The organism is Streptomyces sp. GbtcB7, from assembly GCF_019091445.1.
Classification (GTDB): Bacteria; Actinomycetota; Actinomycetes; order Streptomycetales; family Streptomycetaceae; genus Streptomyces; species Streptomyces mirabilis.
The window spans coordinates 31,007-55,700 of the sequence record NZ_JAGXJM010000025.1 but is presented as its reverse complement, the minus strand read 5'-3'; the positions used below and the strand labels follow the sequence as shown (position 1 = coordinate 55,700).

Genomic DNA, 24,694 nt, shown 5'->3' with positions numbered 1-24,694 from the left:
TCCCCAGAGGGGGGCCGCTCTCCCCCTTATGAATATCCATACGAAGGGAAGTTCCCCCATGAACTCCACCCCCCAGGTTGCCACCGCCGAGATCTCGGACGCCGACCTCGACAACGTCTCCGGCGGTCTGTCGCTGAACGCCGTTGGCACCGTCTCCGGCCTGGTCGACGGTGTTGCCCCGGTCTCCGGCCTGGTCAACACGGTCGTCGGCACCGTCGAGGGTGTCACCGGTCTCAACACCGCCCCGGTCACGGGCCTGGTCGCCGGTCTCTGATCGCGTTTCAGTGCCGTTGAGTCCCGGAACCACTCCCCGGTTCCGGGACTTCTCGGATGCCGTAAACCTCTCGAACAGGTGAGGGAAGTCCCGTGCAGTTCCGCCAACAGGCCCTCGCCAAGCTCCAGTCGCCCGAAGAGCTCGACCTTCCGGTGCGCTTCGCCCGCCCCCAGGGCTGGCTCGCCCTGTCCGTGACGGTGGTCGTCATGGCGGCGGCGTCCGTCTGGGCCGTGACGGGCACGGTGGCGTCCACCGTGAGCGCGCCCGCCGTCCTCACCCACGGCGAGGGCAGTTACATCCTGCAGAGCCCCGTCGCGGGGCAGGTCACCGAGGTCGTCGCCCAGGAGGGCGAACGGCTGCCCGCGAACGCGCCCGTGCTCAAGGTCCGTACGGCCCAGGGCGGTACGACCGTCGTCCGCACGGTCGCCGCGGGACGCGTCACCGCGCTCGCCGCCACCATCGGCGCGATCATCTCGACCGGCGCGAACGTCGCCGCCGTGGAGAAGGTCGCCCACGCCGACGATCCGCTCTACGCGACGGTGTACGTCCCCGCCGAGAGCGCCGCCACCATCCCCGCGAACGCCGCGGTCGACCTCACCGTGCAGTCGGTGCCGACCCAGCAGTACGGGGTACTGCGCGGCCATGTGAAGGCGGTCGGCCGGAGCGTGCAGACCCCCCAGCAGATCTCCTCCTTCCTCGGTGACAGCCAACTCGGCGAACAGTTCACCAAGAAGGGCAGGCCGGTGGCCGTCCTGGTCCGCCTCGACCGCTCCGCCGCGACGAAGAGCGGCCTGAAGTGGTCCTCGGCCGACGGGCCGCCGTTCGCGCTCACCTCCATGACCCTGGCCACGGGTTCGATCCGCCTGGCCGATCAGCGCCCCGTCGATTGGCTCCTGCCGTGACCACCGCACCAGACACCCGGAGCAGACGCCGCACCGCCCCGCCCAAGCGCACGGTCCCCAAGGCGAAGGGGAAGACGGTCCGCACCCCCACCGTCCTCCAGATGGAGGCCGTGGAGTGCGGCGCCGCCTCCCTCGCCATGGTGCTCGGCCACTACGGCCGCCACATCCCCCTCGAAGAGCTGCGCATCGCCTGCGGTGTCTCCCGGGACGGCTCGCGCGCCAGCAACCTGCTCAAGGCGGCGCGCAGTTACGGCCTCACGGCCAAGGGCATGCAGATGGACACGGCCGCGCTCGCCGAGGTGAAGGCGCCCGCGATCCTGTTCTGGGAGTTCAACCACTACGTCGTCTACGACGGCATGGGCCGCCGCTTCGGACGGCGCGGCGTGCACATCAACGACCCCGGCAAGGGCCGCCGTTTCGTGCCGATGGAGGACTTCGACACCAGCTTCACGGGTGTGGTGCTGGTCATGGAGCCGGGGCCCGACTTCCACAAGGGCGGCCGCAAGCCGGGCGTCCTGGGTGCCATGCCGGCCCGGCTGCGCGGCACCTCGGGCACGATGCCCGCGGCCGTGCTGGCGAGCCTGCTGCTGGTCGCGGTCGGCGCGGCGGTCCCCGCGCTGAGCCGGACGTACATCGACACGTATCTCATCGGCGGCCGGACCTCGCTGCTGGGCGTGCTGTTCGCGTCGATGGGCGCCTGTGTGGCGCTGACCGTCGTGCTGACCTGGCTCCAGCAGGCGAACCTGCTGCACGGCCGGATCATCTCCTCCACCCTCTCCAGCGCCCGCTTCCTGCGCCATCTGCTGCGGCTGCCCGTCACCTTCTTCTCCCAGCGCAGCCCGGCCGACCTGGTGCAGCGGCTCCAGTCGAACGACGCGGTGGCCGAGACCCTGGCCCGCGACCTCGCGGCGGCCGGCGTGGACGCGATCGTGGTCGTCCTGTACGCGGTGCTCCTCTACACCTACGACCCGCAGCTCACGGCCGTGGGCATCGGCGTCGCGCTGCTCAACGTGATCGCGATGCGCGTGGTGATCCGGCTGCGCGCGACCCGTACGGCGAAGCTGCGCGCCGACAACGCGCGCCTCACCAACACCGCCTACACCGGGCTCCAGTTGATCGAGACGATGAAGGCGACCGGCGGGGAGGACGGCTACTTCCGCAAGTGGGCCGGGCAGCACGCGACCACGCTGGAGGAGCAGCAACGCCTCGGGGTGCCGAGCGCCTGGCTGGGCGTGGTCGCACCGACACTCGCGACGCTCAACTCCGCGCTGATCCTGTGGATCGGCGGTCTGCGGGCGGTCGAGGGGCACATCTCCGTCGGCCTGCTCGTCGCCTTCCAGGCCCTGGTCACCCGCTTCACCGCGCCCCTCACCCGGCTCAACGGCGTCGCGGGCCGCATCCAGGACTTCGCCGCCGACGTGGCCCGGCTCAAGGACGTCGAGAACTTCCAGACCGACCCGCTCTACGCTCGCTCCGGCAGCGGCGAGTCCACCCGCCGGCTCCAGGGTCATGTCGAGCTGGAGAACATCACGTTCGGCTACAGCCCGCTCGACAAACCCCTGCTCACCGGCTTCTCACTGACGGTCGGCCCGGGCCAGCAGGTGGCCCTGGTCGGCGGCTCGGGCAGCGGCAAGTCCACGGTCTCCAGGCTCATATCGGGCCTGTACGCCCCGTGGGAGGGCACGATCCGCATCGACGGGCAGCGGCTGGAGGACATCCCGCGCGGCGCGCTCGCCGCCTCCGTCTCCTTCGTCGACCAGGACGTGTTCCTCTTCGAGGGGACGGTCCGCGACAACGTGGCCCTGTGGGATCCGTCCATCCCCGACGAGGCCGTGGTCGCGGCGTTGGAGGACGCGGCCCTGTACGACGTCGTCACGCGCCGCCCCGGTGGCATCCACAGCCGGGTCGAGCAGGACGGCCGCAACTTCTCCGGTGGCCAGCGCCAACGCCTGGAGATCGCACGGGCGTTGGTGCGCCGACCCAGCATCCTGGTGCTCGACGAGGTGACCAGCGCGCTGGACGCCGAGACCGAGCAGACGGTCATCGACAACCTGCGCAAGCGCGGCTGTGCCTGTGTGGTGATCGCGCACCGGCTCAGCACCGTGCGCGACAGCGACGAGATCGTCGTGCTGCAGCACGGCACGATCGTGGAACGCGGGCGGCACGACGCCCTGGTGGCGGCCGGCGGTCCGTACGCCGAGCTGGTCAAGGAGCGATGAGATGACCACGGTTCACGAGGGCGCACGCGAGGGAGACCTCGTCCTCGGCGCGCTCGGCGGCATGGGAACGCCGGTCGACTGCTCCGGCCTCGGCCGCCTCGATCTGGAAGGACCGCAGGTCCTCTGGCTGGTGGCGGCGGGCGCCATGGACCTGTTCGCGGTCGACGCCGTCCAGCAGGGCCACTGGCACCACCTCGGCCGCCTCGAAGCGGGCTCCCTGCTGCTCGGCCCCGTCGCCGGCCCGCAACACACCCTCGTGGGACGGCCGTTGCGGGACTGCGTGGTGCGCCGGATCGTGCTGCGCGAGCTGTACCAGCCCGTGGACACCCAGACCTGGTCCTACGACGACTACGGCAACCCCCAGTACGTACCGCCGACGTCGAGCCCGCTGGAGTACGCCCTCGCCCTCGGCGTCGGCCGCAGCCTGTCCATTCTCTTCCAGGCGCCGATGGCCACGGAGAACGCCGCCGCGCTGACCGATGACGACGTCTTCTGGATGCAGGTGCCGCCCGGGAGCGTCCAGTACGGCTCCCTGTACGGCGCCGAGGCGGCGGCCGATCTGCTGATGGACTCCGGTGTCTGGCAGGGCATGGTCGACCAGCAGTACCGGCTGCTGTCCACGCTCGACCGCTGGATCGAGCAGTTGGAGGCCAGCCACGAGGACCGTACGGCGGCGGGCATCAAGGCGGGCGAGGCCGTCCGCGCCCAGGCCGACCGGACCCTGCTGGCGTCGATCGGCAAGTCGTCCAAGCGGCCGACGGCGGCCGACGCGGACGCCACGTACGCGGCCTGCAAGCTGGTCGCCCGCGCGTCCGGGATCACCCTCGCCGAGTCCGCGCAGAGCGGCACGGAGAGCGACCGGCTCGACCCGGTGGAGCGGATCGCGCTCGCCTCGCGCGTCCGCACCCGTGCCGTACGTCTCGACGGGCGCTGGTGGCGCGACAACATCGGCCCGCTGGTGGGCCACCGTGCCGTGTCGGGCTCCCCGGTCGCGCTGCTGTGGCGGCGCGGCGGATACGTGGCCGTACAGCCGTCTTCGGGCCGGGAGACCCCGGTCGAGAAGGCCAACGCGCCGGAGTTCGAGGCGCGGGCCGTGATGTTCTACCGGCCGCTGCCCGAGCGGAAGCTGAGCCCGCTGCGGCTGTTGCGCTTCTGCCTCCAGGGCACCGGCGGCGACCTGCGCAACCTCGCGATCAGCGGTCTCGTCACCGTCGCGATCGGCGCGCTGGTGCCGATCGCCACCGGCCAGGTGCTCGGCGAGTACGTGCCCAAGGCCCAGCACAGCCTGATCGTGCAGGTCTGTCTGGCCATCATGGTCACCAGCATCGTGTCGGCCGCGTTCATGCTGCTCCAGAACCTCACGATGCTGCGGATGGAGGGGCGGATCGAGGCAACGCTCCAACCGGCCGTGTGGGACCGGCTGCTGAGGCTGCCCACGAAGTTCTTCACGTCCCGCTCGACCGGTGAGCTGGCGAGCGCCGCCATGGGCATCAGCGCGATCCGCCGCCTCCTCGCGGGCGTCGGACCGACGCTCACGCAGGCGGGCACGGTCGGCGCGATGAACCTGGGGCTGCTCCTTTGGTACAGCGTGCCCCTGGCGCTCGCCGCGATCGGCATGCTCGTCGTCATCGCGGCCGCGTTCCTCGGGCTCGGTCTGTGGCAGGTGCGCTGGCAGCGCCGCCTGGTCGTGCTCAGCAACAAGCTGAACAACCAGGCGTTCCAGACCCTGCGCGGCCTGCCCAAGCTGCGGGTCGCGGCGGCCGAGAACTACGCGTACGCCGCCTGGGCGGGCGAGTTCGCGCGCAGCCGTGAGCTCCAGCAGAAGGTCGGCCGCATCAAGAACCTCACGACGGTGATGGGCGCGGTGTACCTGCCGCTGTGCTCGCTGCTGATGTTCATGCTGCTCGCGGGTCCGGCGCGCGGCTCGCTGTCGGCCGCCGACTTCCTGACCTTCAGCACGTCGATGACGATGCTGCTGACCTCGGTCACCCAGGTGACCGGTGCGTTCGTGTCGGCGGCGGCCGCGCTGCCGATGTTCGAGGAGATCAAGCCGGTGCTCGACGCCACGCCGGAGGTGCGGGTGGCGAGCACCCGCCCCGGGGTGCTGTCCGGTGCGATCGAGGCCCGGCGGCTGTCCTTCCGGTACGCCGACGACGGCCCGCTGGTCCTGGACGACGTGTCGTTCGACATCAAGCCCGGCGAGTTCGTGGCGATCGTCGGCCCCAGCGGCTGCGGGAAGTCCACGCTGCTGCGGCTGCTGATCGGCTTCGACAAGCCGATCTCGGGCAGTGTGCTCTACGACGGGCAGGACCTGGGAGCGCTCGACCAGTCCGCCGTACGCCGTCAGTGCGGTGTGGTGCTCCAGCACGCCCAGCCGTTCACCGGCTCGATCCTGGACTGCATCTGCGGCACCGAGCCGTACACGCCCGAGGAGGCGATGGCGGCGGCCGAGATGGCCGGCTTGGCCGAGGACATCAAGCGGATGCCGATGGGGCTGCACACCATCGTCTCCGGCAGCGGCGCGATCTCGGGCGGCCAGCGGCAGCGCCTGATGATCGCCCAGGCGCTGATCCGCCGGCCGCGCATCCTCTTCTTCGACGAGGCGACCAGCGCGCTCGACAACGAGACCCAGCGCACGGTCATCGAGAGCACCCGGGCGCTCAACGCCACCCGGATCGTGATCGCGCACCGGCTGTCCACGGTGCTGGACGCGGACCGTGTCATCGTGATGGAGGACGGCCGGGTCGCCCAGCAGGGCCCGCCGGCGCATCTGCTCGCGGACACGGGCGGGCGGCTGCACGAGCTGGTGCGACGGCAGCTGGCCTGAAGCCGCCCATGGGGGGCCGTCAGTCCATTCCCGGCACCGGGGCGCCGGACGGGATCCCCGCCTCGACATATCGGGCGTAGATCTCCTTCCAGGGCGCGGTGGCCCCGGCGTGCGGGCCCTCGAAGCGCTCGCCGCGAGCCTTCGCGTCCAGGGCGGCGAGGCACACCTCCCAGCCGGCGCCGTTGCGGGCGGCGGTGTTCTCGGCCGCGAGGACGTGGGTGAGGGTGAAGTGGGTGCGCTTCTCGTCCAGGGCGTCGAGGTCGAAGCGGAGCTCGTCGCCGCCCCAGTCGAAGGAGAGGTGCCGGGGCGGGTCGACGGCGAGGACCCGGCCCGTGGACTCGGGCATGTTCGGGTCGCCGCTGAACCTGATCGTGCCGCCGGGGCGCAGCTCGATCTCGGCCCGGGACGGGAACCACTCGACCAGTTCGTCCGGGTCGGTCACGAACCGCCAGACGCGGTCGACGGGGTGGTCGTAGGTGCGGCTGAAGCGGACGGCGGGGCGGCCGTCGTCGAGGGTGAGGTAGGTGCCGGTGAGCGCGGTGGGTTCGGCGGACATGTGACTCAGTCCTTAGGGATGGGGTCTTTCGGGGGGTCCGACGGCTCCCCCGCCGTCCTGTCCAGGCGGCGGCCGAGGGCGTCCAGGCTCTCGTTCCACAGCTTCCGGTACGGGGTCAGCCAGGCGTCGAGTGCGGCGATCGGGGCCGGGTCGAGGGCGTAGACACGGCGTTGCGCGTCCTGTCGTACACGCACCAGGCCCGCGTCCCGGAGCACCCGCAGATGCTTCGACGTGCTCGGCTGGCTCAGACCGCACGCCTCCACGATCTCGCCGACCGGCCGCGGGCGCTCAAGGAGCAGCGCGACGATCGCACGACGGTGGGGGTCGGCGAGAGCGGTCCAGAGGGTGGCGTCGGACATGAGCCCCAATATGCCTCGGCGGTTATATTCCCGTCAAGGCATACGCATCGACAGCCGACCGACTCCGGCCACCACTGTGACGGCCGCCTCACCCGGCACCCCCAGCGAAACGTTGCCGTTTCGCTGGGGGTGTTCTAGTCTCGAGGTGTACGAAACAGTTTCGTTTATGTTCCCGTAACCCCTGAGCGACTTCCCTGGAGTGGTTCTCCCATGTCCCAGACCCTGACCGAAGGTGCCCGCAAGGGCACCGTGGACGGCTCGTCCACTCCATCGTCGAAGCGATGGTGGATCCTCTCGATCATCGGCATCGCACAGCTGATGGTGGTCCTCGACGCCACCATCGTGAACATCGCCCTCCCCTCCGCCCAGGCGGACCTCGGCTTCTCCGACGGCAACCGGCAGTGGATCGTCACGGCGTACTCGCTGGCCTTCGCCTCCCTGCTGCTGCTCGGCGGACGCATCGCCGACCTCTTCGGACGCAAGCCCGCCTTCCTCATCGGTATCGCCGGATTCGCCGGAGCCTCGGTGCTCGGCGGCGCCTCCACCAGCTTCGGGATGCTGGTCACCGCGCGCGCCCTGCAGGGTGTCTTCGGCGCGCTGCTCGCGCCCGCCGCGCTCTCGCTGCTGAACACGACGTTCACCGACGCCAAGGAACGCGCCAAGGCGTTCAGCGTCTACGGGGCGATCGCCGGCGCCGGTGGCGCGGTGGGCCTCCTGCTCGGCGGTGTGCTGACCGACGCGCTCGACTGGCGCTGGACGCTGTTCGTCAACCTCGTCTTCGCGGTCGTCGCCTTCGCCGGTGGCTGGGTGCTGCTGAGCAATCACCGTGACGCGGCGAACTCCAAGCTCGACCTGCCGGGCACGCTGCTGGTCTCCTCCGGTCTCTTCGCCCTCGTCTACGGCTTCTCCAACGCCGAGACGCACGACTGGAGTTCACCCCTGACCTGGGGCTTCCTCATCGCCGGTGGTGTCCTGCTGAGCGCGTTCGCCTGGTGGCAGACACGCGCCGAGCACCCGCTGCTGCCGATGCGCGTGCTGCTCGACCGCAACCGTGCCGCGTCCTTCGTCACCGTTCTGATCACCGGTGCGGGCATGTTCGGCGTCTTCCTCTTCCTCACCTACTACCTGCAGCTGAACCTGGGCTTCAGCCCCACCAAGACAGGTGTGGCGTTCCTGCCGATGATGGCGGCCCTGATGGTCATGGCCCAGGTCTCCACCACCGTCCTGGTGCCGCGGATCGGACCGAAGGTCGTCATCCCGGCGGGCTTCGCGATCGCGGTGGGCGGCATGGCCTGGCTGACCGGCATCGGAGTCGCCTCCGACTTCTCGACCGCCGTGCTGCCGCCGTTGCTTCTGATCGGCGCGGGCCTCGGCATCGTGATGCCGCCCGCCATGTCGCTGGCCACCAGCGGGATCGCGGCGGAGGACGCGGGCGTCGCCTCCGCGACGGTCAACACCATGCAGCAGGTGGGCGGTTCGATCGGTACGGCGCTGCTGAACACGCTGGCCGCGAGCGCCGCGACGAGCTATCTCGCCGGCAAGGACGCGACCAGCAAGCTGGTCCAGGCGCAGGCGACGATCGAGAGCTACACCACCGCCTTCTGGTGGTCGGCGGGCTTCTTCGCCGCGGGCGCGGTGATCGCCTTCCTGCTCTACCGCCGCGGAACCCTGGACGCGGACCCGGACGCCGTGCGGGCCGTCCACATGTAAGTCCCGTGTGATCACCCACAGGCCGAGGGGCCGCCGTCTGCAGGGAGACGGCGGCCCCTCTCACGTCTGCGGCGGCGGGCGGGCGCGGCGGCCGGCCGGCCGGGGATGCCGGGCGGGTTCGTTCCGCTGTATGGAGGGCCGGTACACGACGAGCGTCCGCCGCTCCTTCTCCAGCCTCAAACCGGGCGGCGCGGGCGCGACTTCACCGTCGTACGCGAGTGTGTCCGTACCGCCGAGGTCCGCCAGCTCGGCCCACGGAACCACCTCCGCTCCATAGACCCGGGACCGGCCGAGCGTGCCGGCGAGCGCGGAGACGATCACCCGGGTGCGGGCGAGCCGGTGTTCGCCGTCGATCAGGCGCAGGTCGATCAGCCCGTCGTCCAGGCGGGGCCGGTAGGCGGGAGCGAAGCCCTGGGGTTCGTAGCGGCCGTTGCCCGCGAAGAGCAGCCACAGCCGGCGGTGGTGTCCGTTGACGCTCAGTTCCACGGGCGTCGCGGTGCGCAGCACCCGGACGAGGGCGACGGCCGCCGCCGGCCACTTGCCCAGGCGCTGCTCCAAGTGCTCCCGCATCCGGACGAGTTCGGGGTACAGCCCGATGCTGAAGGTGTTGAGGAACCGCACCTCGTGACCCGCCCCCGACCGTGCCACGCCGAGGTCCACGGCCACCGCCTCGCCCCGCCCGACCGCGACGGCGGTGTCCTCGACATCCCGTACGCCGACGTCCTGGGCGAAGTGGTTGAGGGTGCCGCCGGGGAACACCGCGAGTGCGAGCCCCCGCCCGGCCGCCGCGCGGGCCGCCGCGTTGACACTGCCGTCGCCCCCGCACACACCGAGCGCACCGCGCGCCGCCCCGGCCCGCTCGACCGCCCTGTCCACCGCCCGCTCCAGCAGCGCGGCGAAGTCGTCGTCCGGGCCGCGCTCGACCAGTTCGGCCCGTGGCAGCAGTCCGCGCAGCCGCTCGGCGGGCGGCAACGGTGTGCCGGGCGCGCCCGTCCCGGCCGGGGTGTTGACGAAGACGACGAGTCCTTCGCCGCCGGGCAGCGCGGGAGCGGGCGCCGAGGGCCGTTCGCGCGCCGGGAGCGCGGGGCGCGGCGGCCACCAGCGGCAGGTGAGCGCGGCGGCTGCGACGCCGATCGCCATCCCGGCCAGCACGTCTCCGGGATAGTGCACCCCGACGTACACCCGTGAGAAGGCGACGGCGGCAGCGAAGGGTGCGACCAGGGCGCCGTATCCGGCCGACTCCAGGGCGACTCCGGTGGCGAACGCCGCGGCCGAGGCGGAGTGGCCGGAGGGAAAGGAGGTGGTGTGCGGCTGACGCTTCAGGTGCCGGATCGACGGCACGTGCTCCAGCAGCGGACGGGGCCGCCGGGTGCTCCACTTCACGACGGTGTTGACGGTCAGCGAGGCGATCGCGAGCGAGCCCACGCCCCGCAGGGCCGCCCGGCGCGGTGCCCGGCCCCCGACGAGCGCGAGACCGGCCGCCGTGCCGAGCCACAGCCGTCCGTGATCGGCGGAGCGGCTGAGCCGTCGCAGCGCCGGATCCGCGCCGGGCACCCGTGCCGCGGCCACCCGCGTGAACAGCCGTCGGTCCCACTCGCCGAGAACTCTCATGCCCCACGGCTACGGCACCCGGCTCGCCTCGGCATCCCCAGTCAATACAGCATCCCCAATATTCACCCGTTCGAGTGAACGAGATCGTGTCCGTGGCGACCTGAGGATGTTTCCGGCCAGGCCGGGGTATCTAGCGAGACCACATGACCCTCGCAGATTCCGGGCTTCCCTCGACCAACCCCTACGCCCACAGTTATCCGCGCGGTCCGTTCACCGTGGTCGAGGTGACGGGAGAGATCGACATCGCGACGGCGCAGGCGCTGGCCGAGCATCTGTCGGCGGCGACGGCTCGGGCCGAGCCGGACGTGCTGGTCGATCTGCGCCGGGTGGCCTTCTTCGACTGCTCGGGCCTGCGCGTACTGTGCCGCGCCGAGACGCGGGCGCGGGAGCGCGGCGGACGGCTCCGCGTCGTCTCCGACGGGCCGCGCGTCCACCGCCTCCTGCGCGCCGCGCACCTGCTCAGCCGCTTTCCGCCGCTGGCCGACCTCCCGGAACCACCGGAATCGACGCACCCGCGGAACCGCCCGGCAGTTCCTCCTCCGTCCCGTCCGGAAAGCGGATCAGAACCCCGCCCCCGGTCGTGACCCGGGCGCTCGCACCGACGAGTTCGGGATCGCGGCCGAGGACCACCAGGGTGACGAGGAGATGGACCCCGCCGGGGTGAACGGGCAGCACGAGATGGGGAGTCGCCGAATGGACCCCATAGGCGTTGGCGTCCCCGGCCCGCGCGACCAGGCTGCTTCCCGACGCGTCCCAGCCGAGCAGTCCGACGACCGCGCTCGTCAGCCCGTCCGGGCGGCGCGCCCGCGCCCATCGCTGCCCCGTGCCCTCCGCCGGCGGCCCGGCGTCGTCGTCGGCCAGCGCCCACCGTTGCTTCGAGTCTCAGCGACTCTCAGCATTCCGGGTGTTTCCGCCCGGAAGGTTCGTGACGGTGTCACCAGAGCGCGAGTTGCTCGCGCCCGGTGTCCTGTCGAGTTCCCCCTGGCGGGGTGCTGCGCCAACTGCCCGCTCGAAGACACGCACGGCGAGGGACAGCTTGGCTTTCACCACACCGCAGCGGGAGCAGGTCTTCGAGGAGGGCATCCAGCGGTCGGCGACGATCAGACATCCTCCGTGGCGCTGGGTCTTGTTGGTGAGCCGGCGCCGCAGTTCCCCGAACACCGCGTCGGAGATACGGCGGGACAGACGCCGGTTGCGGACCATGCCTTTCACGTTGAGGTCCTCGACCACGACGGTGCCGTACTCGGCGGGGATACGCGCGGTGGCTTGGTGGAGATGGTTCTCCCGCAGGTTGGCCACCCGGTGGTGCACCCGGTTACGGACCGCGTTGGCTTTCTCCCAGCGACGGGACGGGGCCTGTCCGGTGCGCCGGTTGGGCCGCGTCGGCGGGAGACGGTCCGGGAGGCCTTCCGGAGCTGCGTGAGTGTCTGGTCGTAGTGCTTGGGGTTCGCGACCTCGCGGACCTCGCCGGCCGAGTCCGCCATGACGAGAAGAGTCTTGACGCCGAGGTCGATCCCGACCGCGCTGTAGGGGCGGGTGGCAGGGGCGATGGTGGGGCGTTCCTCGGTCTGCAGGACCGCGAACCAGCGGCCCCGCTCGAACCGCAGCGTCACCGACAGAATCCGCGTCCCGCCTTCGGCGATCGCGTCCACGAGGGGCTGGACGTCCTCATGGAGGCGAATCCGGCCGAGGCGGGGCGGGACGATATGCCGCCGGTCATCGAGGCGGATGGTGCCGGTGGTGAACTCGCACGCCGGACGAGCCTTCCGCTTCGACTTGAAACGGGGTCTGCCCATCCGGGTGCCCTTGCGCTCGCCGCGCCGGGACTTGGCGTAGTCGTCGAACGCGGCGGCAGCGTTCGCGAGGCCGGTGTCGTAGGCCTCCTTCGAGTTCTGCGCCCCCACTCCCGCAGGAACGGGTCGTTGTGTTCGGCCTCGTTGAACGCCTTCCGCAACGAAGGCAGCGACCACGACCGCCACGCAACGCGCTCTGCCTCGGGGACGCCGTAGGTCTCCTCGGCTGCGCACTGCGACCAATTCGCCGGCACATGCCGCACCGCCCAGTTGTAGGCGACCCGAGCCGCCCCGCAATGCGAGGCCAGAGCCTGCGGGGCGGACGCGTTGGGGTCGAGGGCAAGCCTGTGGCCCACGATGTGGAAGCCGGGCCGCGCCTCGAACACCAGGCGCCGACCGGAAGCCGACAGTGCCGATTCCAGCTGCTCGACACCGAAACGGGCCACCGGTCGCGATGCTCCACGACGATGACGGCAACGACCGGGTCCGACAGGACACGGTGCAGCTTCCGCCGATTCCCGTTCAGTCCCGACCCGGCCTCGGTCACCACCTCGGCAACGGCGAGCCCGAGCCCGATGGCTCCCTGGACGACACGGGAGACCTGCCGGTCAAGCTCCGCCTTCTGACAGAGACCGGCATACGGCCCTCCTTCGCCCAGGCCCACGCGGGGGAGCGGCCCTGGTGCACGGGGGCGCCGTTCGGGTGAGGGGAAATTAGAACGTTGCCAGTGCGGGTTCAACACTTCTGACACAACGGCGAGTTGAGGACACGCGGAAGGCCGGCCGAGCATGCGCCGCGGCCGGCCGGACAGATGTCGGGGGCCGGCCGGCGGCCCCACTCCGCCTGACCGACCCCCGATGCGAGATCGCGTCGTACTCCGTGCTTCGGGGCGCGCACTCCCCACCTACTGACCCCGCTCGACGCTCACGTAGGCCGCGCGATCCCGGTCTCTCAGAACGTGAAGAAGCTCGTCCCGTAGGAGTTCTTCACGCACTCGTTGGCGAAGGTCCGTTCGTACGCGACGCGCTTGCCGCGCCAGACGCCCTCGACGGTGACGACCACCGGATCGAACTGCCGCGTACACAGTGCGCCGTCTCTGAGGGTCAGGGCGTCGAAGTCGCCGTTCACCGACCGGAGTTCGGCACAGGCGTCGTAGGCGGCGGGGTGGGTGCCGGAGGGGGTCGGGGCACAGTTCAGCGTGACCGCGCGCTCCGGGGTGACGGTGGCGGCGGTCTCTCCGTGGCCCATGGTGAGCACCAGGGCCGAGGGGGCGTAGAGCCCTGAGGGGGCGAGAGCCGGCGTGGCGTGGGCCTGGCTCGTGACCGTACGGGTCTCAGCCGTCTGGGTCGCGTGGGCCGGGGTGGCGAGGGCGGACCCCCCGAGGGGGCCGCAGACGGCAGCGGCCGTGAGGGTGAGAGTCGCTGCCCAGCGCGCGGTATTCGGCATTGTGTGCATCCTTCCGCTCGATTGAATGCAGTACCGGCTCGGTTGGGTGCCGGTGCGGCGAGCGCGAGTCTGCCGAGTCCGGACCGGAAACACACATCGACCCCATGCGTTTCAGTAACCTTGAGTATTGAATCAGTGGCGTGAAGTGACGAAATTCGAACGTTCAAGCCCCGGAACTGAGGGGTTGTTGATCGCCAAAGGCACCCTCCTGGCCGGATTCCCCCGGCTCCGCAATAGGCCTGAAACATTCCGGTTCAGCCTCCGGCGGACCCCCTTGCTTCTTCCGCGCAATGGAGTAATCGTAATTACATGATTACTTCAGAGCACCACGAGAAGCTGCGCGGCTGGTTCGCCGGCCGCCTGCCCGACGATCTCTTCGAGAGCCTGGTGGAGGTGACGGTCGACCGGGAGGAGATCACCGTCGTCGGCCGTGTCCCCGAGCCCGGGCTCGCCGAAGGTGCCTCGGACGCCGAGAAGGAGGCGGCCGCCCAGGCCCGTATCCAGGAATTCCGCGAGCGCACCCGCGACGACCGGGTCGCGGTGGCACGGGAAGCCGAGCACCGGTTCGGCAAGAAGGTCTCCTGGGGTGTGGCGTGCGGGGGCGAGCGCGCCCTGTTCACCCACATCGCCGCGCCCGTCATGACCCGGCTGCGCCAGCCCGAGCGCCAGGTCCTCGACACCCTCATCGCCGCCGGGGTCGCGCGCAGCCGCAGCGACGCCCTCGCCTGGTGCGTCCGCCTGGTCCAGCGTCACGCCGACGACTGGCTGACGGAACTGCGTGACTCGCTGGAACATGTGCAGCGGGTCCGGGCCCAGGGTCCGGACGCCACGCCGCGGGACGCCGCATCTGACGAGGAGTGACCGACCACGTCACACTGGCGGCAACAGCCGACAAGACGAGGTGGTCGCGGATGAAGTTCGGAGTGTCGACGTTCATCACCGACGAGGGCATCGGCCCCAGGGCCCTGGGTCCCGCTCTGGAAGAGCGCGGGTTCGACACGCTGCTGCTGGCCGAGCACTCGCACATCCCGGTGAACCGGGAGACGCCGTATCCGGGCGGCGGGGAACTGCCCCGCGTCTACTACCGCACGCTCGATCCGTTCGTGGCGCTCGCCGCCGCTGCCTCCGTGACCCGGGACCTGCTCCTGGGCACGGGGATCGCGCTGGTGGTCCAGCGTGATCCGATCACCACCGCGAAGGAGATCGCCTCCCTCGACCTGATCTCCGGCGGCCGTGCCGTGTTCGGTGTCGGCGCCGGCTGGAACCGGGAGGAGATGCGCAACCACGGCACGGATCCGGCCTCCCGCGGCCGGCTGATGGACGAACGCATTCGCGCCATGATCGAACTGTGGACGAAGGACGAGGCCGAGTTCCACGGCGACTTCGTCGACTTCGCACCGGTCTACGCCTGGCCCAAGCCGGTCCAGCGGCCGCACCCGCCCATCTGGGTCGGAGGCAACAGCGAGCGCACCTTCGCCCGCGTCGCCGAGTACGGGTCGGCGTGGCTGCCCAGCGCCGTACCGCCCAAGGAACTGGGCGCGCGCATCGAACAGATGCGCAAGACGGCCGGTGACCGGCCGGCCGTCGTGGTCTACGCGGGCGGGAGCGACCGGGAGTCCCTCGACACCTACGCGGAACTCGGCGTCGACCGCGTGCTGCTGTATCTGCCGACCCAGCCGGAGGACGAGACACTGCGCACACTCGACGAACTGGCCGAAGCCGTGTCCGCCCACCGCTGACGCTTCCGGCCGCCGGGGATTGCGAGCTCATCGCGTTCCCGCCGCCGGGGAATCGGAGCTCAAGGTGCCGGACATGGACGAGGAGGAGGCGCGCCGCCGGTTCGTGGCGGCACGGGTGGCCCGCCTGGCGACAGTGGACGCCGAGGGACGCCCGCACCTCGTGCCCCTCGTGTTCGCGGCGCGCGGCGGCGAGATCGTCACCGCGGTCGACCACAAACCCAAGAGGTCGCCGCGGCTGCGGCGGCTGCGCAACATCGCCGCCCACCCCGCCGTGTGCCTGCTCGTCGATGCCTACGACGAGGACTGGGAGCGGCTGTGGTGGGTACGGGCGGACGGCGACGCCCGGGTCCTGCCGCCCGGCACACAGGACGAGTACACGGCGGCGATCGACCTGCTGCGCGAGAAGTACGCGCAGTACCGGCAGCGGCCGCCGGACGGCCCGGTGATCGCCGTCACCGTCCACCGCTGGCACGGCTGGCGCGCCACCCCGGAGTCCGGCCCGGAGCAGTGAGCCACCGCCGGGTACCTCCCGCGCGGACACCCGCTGGACTGGACGAATGCTCCACCGCGGGCATGGAAGATGGATGTTTTACCTTCTGGCGCAGGTCTCCGGGCCGGCCTTAGCGTCGGCAGACCTGCCAAGGACGTTCACCCGCCGCCGCACACCCCCGCGGCGACCACGGGGCCGCCCTCCCCTCGCGCCACCACGCGCTCCACCGCCCGCTTCCGGGCACAGGCACTTCGCTGGAGCACCCTTGTCCGAGAACTCCCCCGCCACGCCGTCGCCGTCTCTCACCGAGGTGGAGACCTACGGCGTCGAGCGCATCCCCGACGCGGACCGCACCGCGTCGCCGCTCGATCTGTTCAGAGTCGCCTTCGGCGGTGCGAACACCTTCTCCACCTGCGTCCTCGGGGCCTTCCCCATCCTCTTCGGCCTCTCCTTCTGGCAGGGGCTCGCGGCCACCCTCCTGGGAGTCGTCGTCGGCGCCCTGATCCTGTGCCCGATGGCGATGTTCGGCCCGGTCAACGGCACCAACAACGCGGTCGCCTCCTCCGCGCACCTCGGTGTGCACGGCCGGGTCGTCGGCTCGTTCCTGTCCCTGCTCACGGCCGTGGCGTTCTTCTCGATCTCGGTGTGGAGCTCCGGCGACGCCCTGGTCGGCGGCGCGCACCGGCTGTTCGGCCTGGAGCGCAGCAACCTGTCGTACGTGGTCGCGTACGCGCTCTTCGGCTGCCTGGTGCTCGCGGTGTGCGTGTACGGGTTCCGGTTCATGCTGTTCGTCAACAAGATCGCGGTGACCTCGGCGACCGTGCTGTTCCTGCTCGGCGCGATCGCCTTCGCGGGTGACTTCGATCCCTCGTACGCCGGTGTCTTCACGGCCTCGGCCGACTCGGCGACGCAGGCGCTGTTCTGGCCCTCCTTCATCGGCTCGGCACTGATCGTGCTGTCGAACCCGGTGTCCTTCGGCGCGTTCCTCGGCGACTGGTCGCGTTACATCCCGGCGAACGCGCCGCGCCGCAAGGTCGTCGGTGCCGCGTTCCTGTCCCAGATCGCCACCCTGCTGCCGTTCGTGTTCGGGCTCGCGACCGCGAGCATCATCGCGACCAAGGCGCCGAAGTACGTCGACCCGGCGGCCCCCGACTTCGTCGGTGGCCTGCTGGCCATCTCGCCGAGCTGGTTCTTCCTGCCGGTGTGCCTGCTCGCCCTGATCGGCGGCATGTCGACCGGCACGACGTCGCTGTACGGCACCGGGCTCGACTTCTCGTCGGTGTTCCCGCGGCTGTCCCGGGTCCAGGCGACGATCCTGGTCGGAGTCCTGTCGATCGCGTTCATCTTCATCGGCCGCTTCGGCTTCGACCTGGTGCAGTCCATCTCGACGTTCGCCACGATGATCATCACCTGCACCACGCCCTGGATGGTCGTGATGATCCTCGGGTTCTACACCCGACGCGGCTGGTACGACCCGGACGCGCTCCAGGTCTTCAACCGCCGTCAGCGCGGCGGCCGTTACTGGTTCACGCACGGCTGGAACTGGCGGGGCATGACGGCCTGGTGGGTGGCCGCGGTGGTCGGCGTGCTGTTCACCAACATCCCCGGCCAGTTCGTCGGACCGCTGGGCGACCTCGCGAACGGCATCGACATCAGCCTGCCGCTGTCGCTGGCCGTCGCCGCCGTGCTGTATCTGGCGATGCTGCGACTGTTCCCCGAGCCCCGCGCGGTGTACGGGCCCGAGGGCCCGCGGCTGGCCCGTACCGTCGACGTGCCGGTGCCGCCGATCACCGGTCCCGGTGCGGAGAGCGAGGGCACGCCCGCGGTGCTCGCCGTCGACGGCAGTTGATGCGCCGACGGAGAACTGGTCGACGAGCTGATGGAGAACTGGCTGATGGAGAACTGATGGAGAGCTGGCTCGACCTGTCCGTGCCCGTGGTCACCGGGATGCCCGTCTATCCCGGTGACCCGGAGGTGGAGGTCACCAGGGCGTTGCGGGTCGCCGAGCACGGAGTGAACGTCCTTCGGCTGCACATGGGGTCGCAGTCCGGTACGCATGTCGACGCGCCGTACCACGTGGACGAGGCGTGGCCCACGTTGGACGATCTGCCGCTGGAGCGGTTCGCGGGGGCGGCGGTCGTCGCCGACGTCCGCGGTCTGCCGGCGCGGGCGCCGATCACTCCGGACCTGCTCGCCCCTGCCCTCGGCCTGCTGCGGCCCGGTTCGATCCTGCTGCTGGCCACCGGGTGGTCTCGGTACTGGGGAACCGAGGACTACCTCGCCCATCCCTGGCTCACGTCCGAGGCGGCGGAGGCCGTGGTCGCTGCGGGTGTCCTCACCGTCGGGATCGACGCGCTGAGCGTCGATCCGACCGGTCCCGTGGATCTCCCCTCCCACCGTGTGCTGTGCGGAGCGGGGGGTGTGATCGCCGAGAACCTGACCGGGCTCGGAGGCGTCGCGGACGCGCAGGCCGCGGGGTGTTCGGCAGAGGTGTTCCTGTTCCCCTTGCGCCTCGCCGGGGCCGACGGGGGCCCGGTCCGGGCGACGGCCCGCATCACGCCCCGCGCGCGGTAGTCCCTACCTGGGGGTGTGTTCGTCGGGTGCGGGAGGGTGGGGCCAGGTCGCGCAGTTCCCCGCGCCCCTCGGGCGGGGCTTCGCCCCGGATCCCGGCCCGCCCGGTTTCGTTCGGCTGCGGGCCGGTGGGGGCCGTTCGCGCAGTTCCCCGCGCCCCTAAAAGCCTCGCCCCGCCCCACACCACTCAGCCCGTCCGGCGCTTGAAGACGAGCCCTTCGGGCGAAGCGGGCGTGCAGGGAGCGCAGCCCCCGCCGGGGTGCGGGGGCACAGTTCCGCACCGGATTCGTTCGGCTGCGGGCCGGTGGGGCCAGGTCGCGCAGTTCCCCGCGCCCCTAAAAGCCTCGCCCCGGCTCACACCACTCAGCTCGTCCGGCGCCTGAGGACGAGCCCTTCGGGCGAAGCGGGGTGCAGGGGCGGAGACCCGCCGGGGTCGGGGTTGAAGGGGCGGAGCCCCTGGGATGGGTCGGGTAGGGGCGGCGGGGGCGAGGAGGCTACGGCCTGATCGTGCGGGCGATGTCCAGGGTGAGGCGTTGCCAGGGGTCGCGGGGATCACGGGACGTCAGGGCGTGGATGCGCCGCAGGCGGTAGCGCAGGGACTGCGCGTGCAGGTGGAGCACCCGCGCGGCGGCGCTCGCCGAGCCGGCGTCGATGTACGCGGTCAGCGCCTCCATGAGATGCCGCTGCCCCGGGTCGGTGAGCGGCCCGAGAACGAGGCGGGCGACCTGGTCCGGCGCGGCGGCCGGATGCCCGCCGAGCAGGGCGAGAACGTGGGCGTCGGCGTCCGTGAGGACACGCCCCGGCCGGTGCGCGTGGGCGGGCGCCGTGTCGAGGGCGTCGGCGGCGAGCCGATGCGCCACGGCGACCCGGTCCAGGCTCTCCCCGGTGATCGCACAGCCCCGCCAGGACCGCGCGCCCAGCACCGCCCCCGCCCTGGCGGCAACCGCACCCGGCAGCAACAGAACGGCACGCGAGCCACGTACCGTCGCGGAGGAGACCACCTCGTCCCCCGGAACGGCCAACGCCTCGAGCAGCCCCGTCGCCGCGTCGAGCGCCATGTCGGGACGCTCCGCGCCCACCGGCTCGGCCACCAACAGACAGTAGGGGTCCGGGAGTTGGACCCCCAGTCGGGCCGACCGGTCGCTCAGCGCGCCCACCGAGGCGTGCCGCCCGGCGATCAGGTCGTCGAGCAGCAGCCGCAGTGCCCGGTCACGGTCCGCCGCGAGGTCCTCGTCGGTGGCGGCGTACGCCGTGGTCATCTCCTCGGAGAGGGTGTCGAGCGCGGTCAGCAGCATCCGGGTGAGCGCGAAGGCGTCCGCGGCGGCGAGCCGGGGCGCGCGGGCCGCGATCTCGTCGGTGAGGACGGTCGCCGCCACCCGGTAGGCCCGCAGCACCGCCTGCACGGGCCGCCCGTCCGCCGCGCGGGCCGCCGCGATGCCTCGGAAGCGCCGCAGGTCCGACGGTTCGAGCGCGCCGTCGGTGACCCACAGGTGGAGGAGCCGCTCCAGGCCCCAGGCCGCGATGGCCCGTACCTCCGGCAGCCGGCTGTCGTCGAGCGCGGCGTACACCGGGACCTGTTCATGGACCGCCGAGACGATCGCCGCCACGACGCGCGGATCGGCGACCATCTCCTGCCGGACGTGTTCTCTGGCGGCAACGGGCTGACTTGTCACAGGGTGATGATCCCAGCCGCGCGATGTGCGCACCACGGTGGACGGCCCTTGTCACTTTCGCCAGGATCGACGGCGTACAGCGCGGTCTCAGGGACGAGAGGCGGGACGTACGGATGGCTAAGCATTGGGCCGACTTCCAGTACGAGATCTATCTGAACGGAATGACGGGCGCCGTACCGCGGCTGCCCACCGATCTGACCCGGCTGGAGGAGCTCACCGAGCAGCGGCTCGGGCCCGGTCCGGTCGGCTACGTGGCGGGCAGCGCGGGCAACGGGAGCACCGCCCGGGCCAACCGGGCCGCCCTCGACCGGCGCCGGATCGTGCCGCGCATGCTGCGCGACGTACACGAACGCGATCTGTCCGTCGAGGTGTTGGGTCGCGCCCTGCCCGCGCCGCTGGCGCTCGCGCCCGTGGGCGTGCTGTCGATCATGCATCCGGACGCGGAGTCCGCCGCCGCTCGGGCCGCCGCGGCGCAGGGCGTCCCGTACATCCTGTCGTCGGCCTCCAGCACGCCCATGGAGCAGGTCGCGGAGGTGATGGGCGGGGCGGAGCGCTGGTTCCAGCTGTACTGGGCGAAGGACCGCGAGGTCACCCGGTCCTTCCTGGACCGGGCGAAGGCGGCCGGGTTCACCGCGCTGTTCGTCACTCTCGACACCCCGCTGCTGGCCTGGCGTCCGCGCGACCTCGACCAGGCGTATCTGCCCTTCCTGCACGGTGTGGGCACGGCGAACTACTTCTCCGACCCGGCGTTCCAGGCGGGTCTGGCCAAGCCGGTGCACGAGGACCCGAACGCGGCCGTGCTGCACTTCGTCGGCATGTTCGCGGACCCGGGCAAGACCTGGCCGGATCTGGCGTTCCTGCGGGAGAACTGGGACGGGCCGATCGTCCTCAAGGGCATCCTGCACCCGGACGACGCCCGGCGCGCCGCCGACGCCGGGATGGACGGCGTGGTCGTCTCCAACCACGGCGGCCGGCAGGTGGCGGGGTCGGTGGCGGCGGCCGACGCGCTACCGCGCGTGGTCGAGGCGGTCGGCGAGCGGCTGACCGTCCTCTTCGACAGCGGCATCCGCACCGGCGACGACGTCTTCAAGGCGCTCGCGCTCGGCGCGCGGGCCGCGCTCGTCGGACGCCCGTACGCCTATGGGCTGGGCCTGGACGGACAGGCGGGCGTCGAACACGTCGTCCGCTGTCTGCTCGCCGAGTTCGACCTGACCCTCGCCCTGTCCGGGCACGCCCGCCCCGCCACCCTCGGCCCCGACGACCTGATCGAGGAATCCGCATGAGCACGACCCACACGGCCCACACGACCGACACGCCGGTCACCCCGGTGGCGAAGAACGTTCTGGCCGTGGTCTCGGCCCACGTCGGCGGTCGCACCGCCGGTGCCGCGCTCGCCACCGTCTTCCCCGGCGAGGCCAAGGTCACCGTCGTGGAGACGACCGACGAGGACCCGGCCGCGCTGCGCGAGGCCCACGTCATCATCACGGGTCTCGGCCCGGTGACCGCCGAACACCTCGCCGCCGCACCGGACTTGGAACTGGTCCAGTGCGCGAGCCACGGTTTCGACTACGTCGACCTGGACGCCGCCCGCGCCAAGGGTGTGCCGGTGTGCAACATCGGCTCCAGCGGCGCCGAGAAGCAGAACGTGGCCGAGCAGACCTTCGCCCTCATGCTGGCCCTCGCCAAGCAGCTGGTCCCGGCGCACACCGCGCTCGTCGACGCCGACTGGGCGCTGCCGAGGCTGCAGCGGTCCATCACCGAGCTGTCCGGCAAGACCCTCGGCATCATCGGGCTCGGCCACATCGGCGAGGAGGTCGCCCGGCGCGCGGTCGCGTTCGACATGAGCATCGTGTACGCCGGTCCGCAGTCCGTCGGCGCGGAGGCCGAGGCACGGCTCGGCGGCGCCCGTCATGTCGAACTCGACGAACTGCTGCGCACGTCGGACTACGTCACGCTGCACGCCCCGCTCACCGAGGAGACCCGGCATCTGCTGAACGCCGAGCGGCTCGCACTCCTCAAGTCGACCGCGTTCGTGGTCAACACCTCGCGGGGCGCCCTGATCGACCAGGACGCCCTCGCGGACGCGCTCGAGGCGGGCACCCTGGCCGGGGCGGGCGTCGACGTCTTCGACCCCGAACCGCCCACCGCGGCCCTGCGGTTGCTCAAGTCCCCGAACGTGGTGTTGTCGCCGCATGTCGCGGGCGTCACACGCGAGACGCTCGTTCGGATCGCGTTGGCGGCGGTCCAGAACGCCGCCGACTTCGTGGCGGGCAAGCCGCCCCGGGACGTGGTGTCCTAGCCCCGCCGCCCGGCGCGCCCGTCACTGTCCCAACCCCTCCACCAGGGAGGAGAGTTGAGCGGTCAGCGGCAGCGCGGGCCGGGCGCTCGTGCGGTCGTCGACGGTCACGGAACGGGGCTCGGCGGAGGACTCCGAGGGAGTCGCCGACGGGTCGACCGGGCCGTCCGTCGGCGGCTCGCTGGGCGACGCGCTCGGCTCATCGGCCGTGCCCTCCGGGGACGGCGCCTTGCTGACCGGCCGGGTCGAGGCGCTCGCCGTCCCCGCGATCGACAGCGAACCGGGTTCGGCCGAGGCGGAGTCGGTCCGCCACCGCTGCGCGTCGGAGCCGTCCCGGTCCTTGACCACGATGTCGGCGTTCGGATCGGTGGAACTGGGCGTGATCGCGAGTCCCTCGCGCGAGCGGGACAGCAACTCGCCCCGCACGGTGAGGTCGTAGCGCACGTCGCCGCCCCGCGGTGCGCTCTTCGCGACGCAGCGGTCCAGGGCGACGACACCGTCGTCGGCGTGCGAGTCCAGGCACAGCGCGGGGTCGGCGACGCTGCGCAGCAGGCCGTCGCTCTCGTACGACCACTGCTGGGTCCAGGCGGACGAGCAGACAGCCAGCTCGGCCTCGGCACCGACCTCGGCCTTTCCGCCCCGGATGTCGAGGCAGAGGTCGGCGGCGAGGTTGCGCAGCCGGGTCTGGTCGGTGCTGGTGGGCAGTCCGGCCGAGGTCGTGGGCGAGGAGTCGGCGGAGGGGTCCGGGGCGACCGGGCTGGGCGAGACGGTGTGGCTGCTGCCGACACCCGTGGAGGCGGTCGGGTCGGCGCCACCTTCGCCGTGGGACCACAGGCTGATGGTGAGCACGGTCACGAGCAGCACCGCCGAGGCCGTGCCCGCCCCGGTGAGCAGGACCTTCGAGTGCTTCTGGGCAATCTGGGCCAGCCGCCCGGGGGCGGGAATCTGTGCCAGCAGACGATGCCGGCCGGCACTCCCGGGACGCCCACCGGTCCCGGGACGCCCGCCGGTACCCACGCGCCCGCCGGTACCCACGCCTGCCTCGGCGCCCGCCCGTCCGCCGCCGAACGCGGCCCCTTCCTCGGGGCGCACCGCTTGCCGCCCGCGCCCCGGGCGTGCGTCGAGGTAGCGTCGCGCGCCCCAACCGAGCACCGCTTCGGCGAGCAGAATCCCCAGGCCGCCCTCGAAATAGCCGAGTTGCTCGGCCGCGTGCCGACAGTGGCGGCACTCCCCCAGATGCTGTCGGACATCCGGCAGCAAGGCGCCCCCACGACGAATCGGGACGTCGAGCAGCCGGTTGTAGAAGCCGCATTCCTTGCTCGGCGCGAGTTCCCGGTGGGCGCGCACACATCCCTGGCGGAATTGCTCACGGGCCTGCTCCAGAGCGGCCGACGCGGTGTCGACGTCCAGGCCCGACAGACCGGCCGGTACGGAAATGTCCTCGGCCTCGACCTCGGTGTGCCACAGCAGGCACTGGGCGAGGGGCGGCAAGGCATGGAAAGAGCGCTCGGCGAGCTTCCGATTTTCGGCGGTCATGGACTGCGCCGCCCGCATACCCCGCCCCCCGGCGGGTTTCCTCAAATCCGGCAGAACGCCGGATATCCGGTCCTCGCCGGACCACTCATTGACGGTGTCCCGCACGGTCACGAGGAGTCGGGGCCGCAGGGCCGCTCCGGACTCGCCGCGTATCAGGCAGTCGAGGGCGTAGTGGAAGGAGGTCGCGGCGACCATCGAGGCGACGTTCGAGGAAGAGGCGAGGCAGATGGCCGCGTAGTCGTACGTCGGCTGCCAGTGCCGCGCCATCAGCAGGGCGACGGACTGGGTGGCCTCGCCCTCCGTCCGGCCTCTCAGCCGCGCGGCGAGGCTTTCGTCGGACTCCCCGGGAGCACCGCCGGGAGGATAGGACGGGCGAGGGGGGTGGGGGGTGGGCACAGAGCGGGTTCCTTCCACGGTGCAAGGTGGTGCACAGAATTTCCTTGGTCGCCGAAAAGGGAGCCCCTGCCTGGTGCACACCTTTTTGACGGAGCGCCGGGAAAATGGCCGCCGGCCCGGAATAATGAACACCGATTTCATACCCGGCCATTGACCCGCGCGGTAAGTTCACCCTCGCACAACACGCTCATGACCAACAAGGCACTTGGGCAACATCTGCATATTGAAAGATAGTCAGTAACTGCGCCAACTCGCGTCGCTCGCACCGGTTTTCGAAATTTCCCGCACCACGTTCA

General features: G+C 71.4%; 21 protein-coding genes and 1 pseudogene. 13 read left to right on the top strand and 9 right to left on the bottom strand.

Annotation, left to right across the window (positions count from 1 at the left end; all coding sequences use genetic code 11):
• The first annotated feature begins 58 nt into the window (after positions 1 to 58).
• The 4 genes from KVT44_RS34685 to KVT44_RS34670 all read left to right on the top strand — a co-directional run bounded on the left by KVT44_RS34685 (position 59) and on the right by KVT44_RS34670 (position 6,222).
• Positions 59 to 274: a hypothetical protein gene (locus KVT44_RS34685; protein WP_067360085.1), complete on the top strand. Its 216-nt coding sequence runs from the start codon at positions 59 to 61 to the stop codon at positions 272 to 274.
• A 92-nt stretch (positions 275 to 366) separates the two neighbouring features.
• On the top strand, positions 367 to 1,176 hold the full coding sequence (locus KVT44_RS34680; RefSeq protein ID WP_121413969.1) for an HlyD family efflux transporter periplasmic adaptor subunit: 810 nt from the start codon (positions 367 to 369) through the stop codon (positions 1,174 to 1,176).
• Entirely contained in the window at positions 1,173 to 3,395 is a 2,223-nt protein-coding gene (locus tag KVT44_RS34675; protein WP_190171096.1) for an NHLP family bacteriocin export ABC transporter peptidase/permease/ATPase subunit, read from the top strand. The genes KVT44_RS34680 and KVT44_RS34675 overlap by 4 nt, the downstream gene beginning before the upstream one ends.
• Before the next feature lies 1 nt (position 3,396).
• A complete protein-coding gene (locus KVT44_RS34670) occupies positions 3,397 to 6,222 on the top strand; it encodes an NHLP bacteriocin export ABC transporter permease/ATPase subunit (RefSeq protein WP_217571301.1) in 2,826 nt (941 codons plus the stop codon).
• A 19-nt stretch (positions 6,223 to 6,241) separates the two neighbouring features.
• On the opposite strand, the gene KVT44_RS34665 is transcribed toward KVT44_RS34670, so the two are convergent.
• On the bottom strand, positions 6,242 to 6,778 hold the full coding sequence (locus tag KVT44_RS34665; protein WP_190171094.1) for an SRPBCC family protein: 537 nt from the start codon (positions 6,776 to 6,778) through the stop codon (positions 6,242 to 6,244).
• Between the two features lie 5 nt (positions 6,779 to 6,783).
• Complete coding sequence (locus tag KVT44_RS34660; protein ID WP_217571299.1) at positions 6,784 to 7,137, bottom strand: helix-turn-helix transcriptional regulator; 354 nt, start codon at positions 7,135 to 7,137, stop codon at positions 6,784 to 6,786.
• Positions 7,138 to 7,347: 210 nt separating this feature from the next.
• On the opposite strand from KVT44_RS34660, the gene KVT44_RS34655 reads away from it, so the two are divergent.
• Entirely contained in the window at positions 7,348 to 8,847 is a 1,500-nt protein-coding gene (locus tag KVT44_RS34655; protein WP_060900900.1) for an MFS transporter, read from the top strand.
• A gap of 60 nt (positions 8,848 to 8,907) precedes the next feature.
• On the opposite strand, the gene KVT44_RS34650 is transcribed toward KVT44_RS34655, so the two are convergent.
• Positions 8,908 to 10,458 (bottom strand): bifunctional phosphatase PAP2/diacylglycerol kinase family protein, encoded by a 1,551-nt coding sequence (locus tag KVT44_RS34650; RefSeq protein ID WP_217571297.1) that lies wholly within the window; start codon positions 10,456 to 10,458, stop codon positions 8,908 to 8,910.
• A 143-nt stretch (positions 10,459 to 10,601) separates the two neighbouring features.
• On the opposite strand from KVT44_RS34650, the gene KVT44_RS34645 reads away from it, so the two are divergent.
• The gene (locus KVT44_RS34645) at positions 10,602 to 11,042 is read left to right on the top strand and encodes an STAS domain-containing protein (protein WP_217571295.1); all 441 of its coding nucleotides are present in this window, start codon (positions 10,602 to 10,604) and stop codon (positions 11,040 to 11,042) included.
• 298 nt (positions 11,043 to 11,340) lie between these two features.
• Here KVT44_RS34645 and KVT44_RS34640 read toward each other — a convergent pair whose 3' ends face one another.
• The 4 genes and pseudogenes from KVT44_RS34640 to KVT44_RS34625 form a co-directional block, all read right to left on the bottom strand.
• Complete coding sequence (locus KVT44_RS34640; RefSeq protein ID WP_217571293.1) at positions 11,341 to 11,769, bottom strand: IS200/IS605 family accessory protein TnpB-related protein; 429 nt, start codon at positions 11,767 to 11,769, stop codon at positions 11,341 to 11,343.
• Positions 11,667 to 12,362, bottom strand: a complete 696-nt coding sequence (locus KVT44_RS34635) for a transposase (protein ID WP_217571463.1) — start codon at positions 12,360 to 12,362, stop codon at positions 11,667 to 11,669. Before KVT44_RS34635 ends, KVT44_RS34640 begins: the two co-directional genes overlap by 103 nt.
• A 254-nt stretch (positions 12,363 to 12,616) precedes the next feature.
• Positions 12,617 to 12,876, bottom strand: a pseudogene (locus tag KVT44_RS58585) (recombinase family protein); the annotation flags it as partial.
• 326 nt (positions 12,877 to 13,202) lie between these two features.
• Positions 13,203 to 13,697, bottom strand: coding sequence for a subtilase-type protease inhibitor (locus tag KVT44_RS34625; protein ID WP_099919061.1), 495 nt, complete (start codon positions 13,695 to 13,697; stop codon positions 13,203 to 13,205).
• Positions 13,698 to 14,006: 309 nt separating this feature from the next.
• On the opposite strand from KVT44_RS34625, the gene KVT44_RS34620 reads away from it, so the two are divergent.
• The 5 genes from KVT44_RS34620 to KVT44_RS34600 all read left to right on the top strand — a co-directional run bounded on the left by KVT44_RS34620 (position 14,007) and on the right by KVT44_RS34600 (position 18,500).
• Positions 14,007 to 14,558, top strand: a complete 552-nt coding sequence (locus tag KVT44_RS34620) for a hypothetical protein (protein ID WP_217571290.1) — start codon at positions 14,007 to 14,009, stop codon at positions 14,556 to 14,558.
• A gap of 50 nt (positions 14,559 to 14,608) precedes the next feature.
• The gene (locus KVT44_RS34615) at positions 14,609 to 15,436 is read left to right on the top strand and encodes an LLM class F420-dependent oxidoreductase (RefSeq protein ID WP_097289435.1); all 828 of its coding nucleotides are present in this window, start codon (positions 14,609 to 14,611) and stop codon (positions 15,434 to 15,436) included.
• A gap of 73 nt (positions 15,437 to 15,509) precedes the next feature.
• Entirely contained in the window at positions 15,510 to 15,947 is a 438-nt protein-coding gene (locus tag KVT44_RS34610) for a TIGR03668 family PPOX class F420-dependent oxidoreductase (protein WP_217571287.1), read from the top strand.
• 244 nt (positions 15,948 to 16,191) lie between these two features.
• Positions 16,192 to 17,775: a cytosine permease gene (locus KVT44_RS34605; protein ID WP_075028162.1), complete on the top strand. Its 1,584-nt coding sequence runs from the start codon at positions 16,192 to 16,194 to the stop codon at positions 17,773 to 17,775.
• Positions 17,776 to 17,831: 56 nt separating this feature from the next.
• Positions 17,832 to 18,500: a cyclase family protein gene (locus KVT44_RS34600; protein ID WP_217571285.1), complete on the top strand. Its 669-nt coding sequence runs from the start codon at positions 17,832 to 17,834 to the stop codon at positions 18,498 to 18,500.
• Positions 18,501 to 18,991: 491 nt separating this feature from the next.
• Here KVT44_RS34600 and KVT44_RS60665 read toward each other — a convergent pair whose 3' ends face one another.
• A complete protein-coding gene (locus KVT44_RS60665) occupies positions 18,992 to 20,170 on the bottom strand; it encodes a CdaR family transcriptional regulator (protein WP_217571283.1) in 1,179 nt (392 codons plus the stop codon).
• 113 nt (positions 20,171 to 20,283) lie between these two features.
• Between KVT44_RS60665 and KVT44_RS34590 the strand changes: the two genes are divergently transcribed.
• Together KVT44_RS34590 and KVT44_RS34585 are read left to right on the top strand one after the other, a co-directional pair.
• Entirely contained in the window at positions 20,284 to 21,453 is a 1,170-nt protein-coding gene (locus tag KVT44_RS34590; RefSeq protein WP_217571281.1) for a lactate 2-monooxygenase, read from the top strand.
• A complete protein-coding gene (locus KVT44_RS34585) occupies positions 21,450 to 22,469 on the top strand; it encodes a 2-hydroxyacid dehydrogenase (RefSeq protein ID WP_217571279.1) in 1,020 nt (339 codons plus the stop codon). The genes KVT44_RS34590 and KVT44_RS34585 overlap by 4 nt, the downstream gene beginning before the upstream one ends.
• Before the next feature lie 21 nt (positions 22,470 to 22,490).
• Here the strand turns inward: KVT44_RS34585 and KVT44_RS34580 are convergent, their stop codons facing one another.
• Entirely contained in the window at positions 22,491 to 24,398 is a 1,908-nt protein-coding gene (locus tag KVT44_RS34580; protein WP_217571277.1) for an RICIN domain-containing protein, read from the bottom strand.
• Between the last annotated feature and the right edge of the window lie 296 nt (positions 24,399 to 24,694).

What these genes read in the sequence shown, in the direction of transcription:
- KVT44_RS34615 (WP_097289435.1), top strand. Translation starts at nt 14,609, where the DNA reads ATGAAGTTCGGAGTGTCGACGTTCATCACCGACGAGGGCATCGGCCCC.
- KVT44_RS34660 (WP_217571299.1), bottom strand. Translation starts at nt 7,137, where the DNA reads ATGTCCGACGCCACCCTCTGGACCGCTCTCGCCGACCCCCACCGTCGT.
- KVT44_RS34655 (WP_060900900.1), top strand. Translation starts at nt 7,348, where the DNA reads ATGTCCCAGACCCTGACCGAAGGTGCCCGCAAGGGCACCGTGGACGGC.
- KVT44_RS34620 (WP_217571290.1), top strand. Translation starts at nt 14,007, where the DNA reads ATGATTACTTCAGAGCACCACGAGAAGCTGCGCGGCTGGTTCGCCGGC.
- KVT44_RS34625 (WP_099919061.1), bottom strand. Translation starts at nt 13,697, where the DNA reads ATGCCGAATACCGCGCGCTGGGCAGCGACTCTCACCCTCACGGCCGCT.
- KVT44_RS34665 (WP_190171094.1), bottom strand. Translation starts at nt 6,778, where the DNA reads ATGTCCGCCGAACCCACCGCGCTCACCGGCACCTACCTCACCCTCGAC.
- KVT44_RS34645 (WP_217571295.1), top strand. Translation starts at nt 10,602, where the DNA reads ATGACCCTCGCAGATTCCGGGCTTCCCTCGACCAACCCCTACGCCCAC.
- KVT44_RS34610 (WP_217571287.1), top strand. Translation starts at nt 15,510, where the DNA reads ATGGACGAGGAGGAGGCGCGCCGCCGGTTCGTGGCGGCACGGGTGGCC.
- KVT44_RS34590 (WP_217571281.1), top strand. Translation starts at nt 20,284, where the DNA reads ATGGCTAAGCATTGGGCCGACTTCCAGTACGAGATCTATCTGAACGGA.
- KVT44_RS34670 (WP_217571301.1), top strand. Translation starts at nt 3,397, where the DNA reads ATGACCACGGTTCACGAGGGCGCACGCGAGGGAGACCTCGTCCTCGGC.
- KVT44_RS34650 (WP_217571297.1), bottom strand. Translation starts at nt 10,458, where the DNA reads ATGAGAGTTCTCGGCGAGTGGGACCGACGGCTGTTCACGCGGGTGGCC.
- KVT44_RS34585 (WP_217571279.1), top strand. Translation starts at nt 21,450, where the DNA reads ATGAGCACGACCCACACGGCCCACACGACCGACACGCCGGTCACCCCG.
- KVT44_RS34600 (WP_217571285.1), top strand. Translation starts at nt 17,832, where the DNA reads ATGGAGAGCTGGCTCGACCTGTCCGTGCCCGTGGTCACCGGGATGCCC.
- KVT44_RS34685 (WP_067360085.1), top strand. Translation starts at nt 59, where the DNA reads ATGAACTCCACCCCCCAGGTTGCCACCGCCGAGATCTCGGACGCCGAC.